General features: G+C 62.2%; 5 protein-coding genes and 1 pseudogene. All 6 read left to right on the top strand.

The annotated features are described in order from the left end of the window. A pseudogene (locus ABYB95_RS15315) lies at positions 1–247 on the top strand (branched-chain amino acid ABC transporter permease); the annotation flags it as partial. A gap of 159 nt (positions 248–406) precedes the next feature. After that, positions 407–1,483, top strand: coding sequence for a branched-chain amino acid ABC transporter permease (locus ABYB95_RS15320; RefSeq protein WP_372659433.1), 1,077 nt, complete (start codon positions 407–409; stop codon positions 1,481–1,483). A gap of 137 nt (positions 1,484–1,620) precedes the next feature. Beyond that, the gene (locus ABYB95_RS15325) at positions 1,621–2,958 is read left to right on the top strand and encodes an ABC transporter substrate-binding protein (protein ID WP_372659434.1); all 1,338 of its coding nucleotides are present in this window, start codon (positions 1,621–1,623) and stop codon (positions 2,956–2,958) included. Between the two features lie 198 nt (positions 2,959–3,156). Beyond that, complete coding sequence (locus ABYB95_RS15330) at positions 3,157–3,966, top strand: ABC transporter ATP-binding protein (RefSeq protein WP_372659435.1); 810 nt, start codon at positions 3,157–3,159, stop codon at positions 3,964–3,966. A 111-nt stretch (positions 3,967–4,077) separates the two neighbouring features. Further along, positions 4,078–5,331 (top strand): phenylacetate--CoA ligase family protein, encoded by a 1,254-nt coding sequence (locus tag ABYB95_RS15335; RefSeq protein WP_372659436.1) that lies wholly within the window; start codon positions 4,078–4,080, stop codon positions 5,329–5,331. Between the two features lie 271 nt (positions 5,332–5,602). Then, a partial coding sequence (locus ABYB95_RS15340) for a cysteine peptidase family C39 domain-containing protein (protein WP_372659437.1) occupies positions 5,603–6,032 on the top strand: 430 nt, incomplete at its 3' end.

Consider the following 6,032-nt stretch of genomic DNA (forward strand, 5'->3'; position numbering starts at 1 on the left):
GCAGTTTTCGCTCACCACCGTGGCCTTGCGCGCCCTGCCCGTGATCATTTTGGGCGGTCTCACCTCGGTACCCGGCGCCATCATCGGCGGCCTGATCATCGGCGTGGGTGAAAAGCTCTCCGAGGTCTACCTTGGCCCCTACGTCGGTGGCGGCATCGAAATCTGGTTTGCCTATGTGCTGGCGCTGGTGTTCCTGCTGTTCCGTCCGCAAGGTTTGTTTGGCGAAAAAATAATTGACCGCGTTTGACATGAGGCACCCCCTGCGCCGCTTCGCGTCTTCCCCCTCTCCTTCGGGAGGGGGACGCTCCCTGTGGCCTAGCCAAGCCAGTTCCACGGGAGTCCTGAACAAGGCAGCACGCTCCGGACGCTTGATGGCCACCGCAGAGAAATAACAAGGAAAACTCCGATGTTCTACAGAGAAAACGGTCAGTTCAAGACCTCTTACCGCGCCGACCAGCAGATATTCGCCATCGCGCAAGACCGCTGGGCGGTCCTGGCCCTGATCGCGTTCGCCTTCGTCGGCATTCCGCTGCTGGTCGACGAATACATGTTCCGCGCCATCCTGATCCCGTTCCTGATCCTCTCGCTGGCGGCCATCGGGGTGAACATCCTGGTCGGATACTGCGGGCAGATTTCACTGGGTTCGGGCGCCTTCATGGCGGTGGGCGCCTACGCGGCCTACAACACCTTGATCCGGTTCGAAGGCATGCCGCTCATCCTGGCCCTGCTCTCGGGCGGCTTCTTTGCCACCCTGGTGGGCATCTTCTTTGGCATTCCCAGTCTGCGCGTCAAAGGCCTGTATCTGGCGGTGGCCACGCTGGCGGCCCAGTTTTTCTGCGACTGGGCCTTCCTGCGCATCAGCTGGTTCACCAACAACAACTCTTCGGGTTCGGTCTCGGTGTCCAACCTGCAGGTGATGGGCTGGACCATCAACACCCCGGTGGAGAAGTACTTGTTCTGTCTGGGCTTTGTGGTGGTGTTTGCGCTGCTGGCGAAAAACCTGGTGCGCTCGGCCATTGGCCGGGAGTGGATGGCCATTCGCGACATGGACGTGGCCGCCGCCGTGATCGGCATCCGACCCATGTACGCCAAGCTCAGCGCCTTTGCCGTGAGCTCTTTCATCATCGGCGTGGCCGGTGGCCTCTGGGGCTTTGTCCACCTGGGTTCCTGGGAACCGGCGGCGTTCTCCATCGACCGCTCGTTCCAGCTGTTGTTCATGGTGATCATCGGCGGCCTGGGTTCCATCATGGGCAGCTTTTTCGGTGCCGCCTTCATCGTGGTGTTGCCGATTTTTCTGAACCAGTTCCTGCCTTTTCTGGGTTCGCTGGTCGGCGTTGAAATTTCAACGGCGGCGGTGTCCCACACCGAGTTCATGGTTTTCGGCGCGCTCATTGTCTGGTTTCTGATCGTGGAACCCCACGGTCTGGCCAAGCTCTGGAGCATTGGCAAACAGAAGTTGCGGCTCTGGCCCTTTCCGCACTGAAGTCAAACGCTGGCACGGGTCGGCATCAGGGTACATCCCCATGGGGACTTCCCCGATGCACAAACACCGTCAGCGGGTTGAACTCAAGGGCCTTGGTATTTTTGTGTGTGCTTGATCATTATTAGGAGACAAACGAGATGAAACTGCGAAACCTAGTCCTTTCCGTGTCCATGGCCTGCGTCGGTCTGTCCGCTGCGGTGGTGGCCCCGTCTGCCATGGCCCAGGCCAAGGAACAATTCTTTCCCTCGCTGGTGTACCGCACCGGTGCCTACGCACCCAACGGCGTGCCCTTTGCCAATGGCATGGCCGACTACATGAAACTGGTGAACGCGCGGGGCGGCATCAACGGCGTGAAGACCCTGCTGGAAGAGTGTGAAACCGGCTACGCCACCGACCGCGGTGTGGAATGCTACGAGCGCCTCAAAGGCAAAAACGGCGGCGCCACGGTGTTCCAGCCGCTGTCCACCGGCATCACCTTCGCCCTGACCGAAAAAGCCCCGATCGACAAAATTCCCCTGATCACCGCAGGCTATGGCCGCAGCGAGTCGTCGGACGGCGGCGTGTTCAAGTGGAACTTCCCCATCGCCGGCACCTACTGGGTCGCGGCCGACGTGCTGATCCAGCACATTGGTGCCAAAGAAGGCGGCCTGGACAAGCTCAAGGGCAAGAAGATCGCCTTGGTCTACCACGACAGCCCGTTCGGCAAAGAGCCTATCCCGCTGCTGCAGGAACGCGCTGCCATGCACGGCTTCCAGCTCAGCCTGCTGCCGGTGACCCACCCCGGTGTGGAACAAAAAGCCACCTGGCTGCAGATCCGCCGCGACCGCCCCGACTACGTGATCAACTGGGGCTGGGGGGTGATGAACTCCACGCTGGTGAAAGAAGCACAGGCCACCGGCTATCCGCGTGAAAAAATCTACGGCGTGTGGTGGGCCGGTGCCGAACCCGATGTGAAAGACGTGGGCATGGGTGCCAAGGGCTACAACGCCATCACCATGCAGCACGGCACCGAAAAAGGTTCGGACATCGTCAAGGAGATCTTGCAAAAGGTGCACGCCAAGGGTGAAGGCGCTGGTCCCAAGGACGAAGTGGGCGAAGTGCTGTACATGCGTGGCCTGATCAGCGCCATGTTTGCCGTGGAAGGCGTGCGCGCCGCGCAAGAGCGCTTTGGCAAAGGCAAGGTCATGTCGGGCGAGCAAGCGCGCTGGGGCTACGAAAACCTGAACCTGACCCAGGCCAAACTCGACGCACTGGGCTTCAAGGGCGTGCTGCGCCCGGTCTCCACCAGCTGCCAGGACCACATGGGCGCCAACTGGGCCCGCATCCACACCTGGAACGGCAGCAAGTGGGAATTCAGCAGCGACTGGCTGCAAGCCGATGAGCAAATCATCAAGCCCATGGTCAAAGCCGCCGCCGACAAGTACGCCGCCGACAAGAAGCTGACGCGCCGCACCGGCGCCGACTGCCAGTCTTGATCCACCCCCGCCGCGCTACGCGCGACCCCCTCAAGGGAGCGGCACCTGCGGTCTGGCGAAGCCAGGCCCGCGGTGCCCTCGGTTGAAGGCACGCCAAGCGTGGCGGGTATTTGGATCTCAAACGTGGTTGGCATCTGCCAGCCACCATCCACAAGACCGGCTGGCCGCGTCTTGTGAATGGTCAGCAAGGAAAACTCCATGAGCACACCCAATATCGTTCTCAACGTCAACGGCATCGAAGTCATCTACAACCACGTGATCCTGGTGCTCAAAGGCGTTTCGCTGCAGGTGCCCGAGCAAAAGATCGTGGCCATTCTGGGTGGCAACGGCGCGGGCAAAACCACCACGCTGCGCGCCATCTCCAACCTGCTCAAAGGCGAGCGTGGCGAGGTCACCAAGGGCAGCATCGAACTGCGCGGTGAACGCATCGAAAACCTCAGCCCGTCCGACCTGGTGAACCGGGGCGTGGTGCAGGTGATGGAAGGCCGGCATTGTTTTGCCCACCTGACCATCGAAGAAAACCTGATGACGGGCGCCTACACCCGCACCGACAAGGCCGAAATCGCGCGCAACCTGGACAAGGTCTACACCTACTTTCCGCGCCTGAAAACGCGCAGAACCTCACAAGCCGCCTACACCTCGGGTGGCGAGCAGCAAATGTGTGCCATTGGCCGTGCGCTCATGGCCAACCCCAGCATCGTGCTGCTGGACGAACCCTCCATGGGTCTGGCGCCGCAGTTGGTGGAAGAAGTGTTCAACATCGTGCGCGACCTCAACACCAAGGAAAAAGTCACTTTCTTGCTGGCCGAACAAAACACCAATATGGCGCTGAAATACGCCGACTACGGCTACATCATGGAAAGCGGCCGCGTGGTGATGGACGGCGCGGCCAGCGACCTGCGCAACAACGAAGACGTGAAAGAGTTCTACCTCGGCATGGGCGGCGGCGAGCGCAAGTCGTTCAAGGATGTGAAATCGTACAAACGTCGGAAGCGTTGGCTCGCGTAGCCCCTGACCCACCCCCGCGCGGCGCTGGCGGCCCGTCACGAGCCTGTCGAAGGGCGGTCCCGCAGCGCCCTTGGTTGAAGACCTGTCTATCCAACTTATCTTGTTCCCGCTATGACCGATTTTTTCGACGCACTGGAAACCCGCACGCCTGCTGAACGCGAAGCGGCCCAGATGGCCGCGCTGTCCGCTCAGGTGGCGCATGCGCAGCAACACAGCGCTGCCTTCGCCACCATCCTGAAAGGCGTCGACGCAGGCAGCGTGACCACCCGCGAAGCGCTGTCCAAGCTGCCGGTCACGCGCAAGCACGAGCTGCTGGATTTGCAGAAGGCATCGCGTGCTTCGGGAGGCGATGCTTTTGGCGGCTTTTCGGCGCTGGTGCGCGGTCCGGCGATGTCGCGCGTCTTTGCCAGCCCGGGCCCGATCTACGAACCCGAAGGCGCCAGCGCCGACTACTGGCGCACCGGTCGCGCACTCTACGCCGCCGGTTTTCGCCAAGGCGAACTGGTGCACAACAGCTTCAGCTACCACATGACACCGGGCGCTTTCATTCTGGAGGCGGGTGCACACGCGGTCGGCTGCACCGTGTTTCCCGCCGGCACAGGGCAGACCGAACAACAGCTCGAAGCGGTGCGCGACCTCCAGCCCAACGCCTACACGGGCACACCCAGCTTCCTGCGCATCCTGCTGGAGAAGGCGGCAGAAGCGAAGGTGGATGTGAGTGGCATCCAAAAGGCGTCGGTCGGCGGTGAAGCCTGCCCCCCCAGTCTGACCGCCTGGTTCAAGGAACGCGGTGTGGAGGTCTACCAGACCTACGCCACCGCCGACCTCGGTCTCGTGGCCTATGAAACCGCTGCGCGCGAAGGTCTGCTGCTCGAGGAAAGCGTGATCGTCGAAATCGTGCGCCCCGGCACCGGCGACCCGCTGCCCGAAGGCGAGGTGGGTGAGCTGGTGGTCACCACGCTCAACCCGGCCTACCCGCTGATCCGCTTCGGCACCGGCGACCTCTCGGCCATCTTGCCGGGTGCCTGCCCCACCGGCCGCACGGCCCCGCGCATCAAAGGCTGGATGGGACGCGCCGACCAGACCACCAAGGTGCGTGGCATGTTCGTACACCCGGCCCAGGTTGCCGAAATCACCAAGCGCTTTCCGCAAATTCTGAAAGCGCGACTCGTCATCAGCGGCGAAATGGCGAACGACCAGATGTGCCTGCAGGTAGAAGCCAGCGACGTGGCCGACGGCCTGCGCGAACAAATCGAAACCGCCGTGCGCGACACCACCAAACTGCGCGCACAGGTGCAAGTGGTGCGCCCCGGCAGCCTGCCCAACGACGGCAAGGTGATCGAGGACGCGCGCAGTTACCAGTAAAACCCGTACACCCTTGAGGTCAGCGCTCCCGGAGATGCCGACGGCATCCCTTATAGGGGGTAAAAACGGTCAAAACCACACAGAAAATGTACGGAACGTAATATTTTCGAACTAGTATCCACCGCCGTGGCACCCCAAACAAGGAATGGGATCGGTGGAACAAATGGCGGTTGCGGTAGACGCGGAAACAGAAATCCCGCAAGGCGATAGCGCCAAGCAGACCGCTACAGGTCACCTCAATGGCGCCCCAGCACCGTTACACGCGTTGTGCATGGTGGCTCGGCTGCACCATTTGGCGGCAGACCCGGCCACACTGGCGCACCAGCTGGGCTTTCTGCCCAGCGAGGCCCTGACCAGCGACGACTTGTTGCGCGCGGCCAAGCACCTGGGTCTCAAAGCCAAGCTCAGCCGCAGCACCCCCCAGCGCCTGCAGCTCACACCGCTGCCCGCGCTGGCGGTGATGCGCGGCTCCGATGCAGGCTTGCGCGTCGTGATCCTGGCGCAATGCGACGGTCAGCGGGTGCTGTTCCAGGAGGTCGCTGGTGATGCGGCTCCCGGCCGCCCCACGATCGAACCGGTCGAGGTCTTTGCCAGCCAATGGAGCGGTGAGCTCATCCTCATCAGCAGCCACGCCAGCACGGTCGGGGCACTGGCCAAGTTTGATTTTTCGTGGTTTGTGCCCAGCCTCGTCAAATACCGCA

It is taken from the genome of Hydrogenophaga sp., assembly GCF_041633695.1.
In the GTDB taxonomy this organism is placed as follows: domain Bacteria; phylum Pseudomonadota; class Gammaproteobacteria; order Burkholderiales; family Burkholderiaceae_C; genus Hydrogenophaga.

What these genes read in the sequence shown, in the direction of transcription:
- ABYB95_RS15320 (WP_372659433.1), top strand. Translation starts at nt 407, where the DNA reads ATGTTCTACAGAGAAAACGGTCAGTTCAAGACCTCTTACCGCGCCGAC.
- ABYB95_RS15325 (WP_372659434.1), top strand. Translation starts at nt 1,621, where the DNA reads ATGAAACTGCGAAACCTAGTCCTTTCCGTGTCCATGGCCTGCGTCGGT.
- ABYB95_RS15330 (WP_372659435.1), top strand. Translation starts at nt 3,157, where the DNA reads ATGAGCACACCCAATATCGTTCTCAACGTCAACGGCATCGAAGTCATC.
- ABYB95_RS15335 (WP_372659436.1), top strand. Translation starts at nt 4,078, where the DNA reads ATGACCGATTTTTTCGACGCACTGGAAACCCGCACGCCTGCTGAACGC.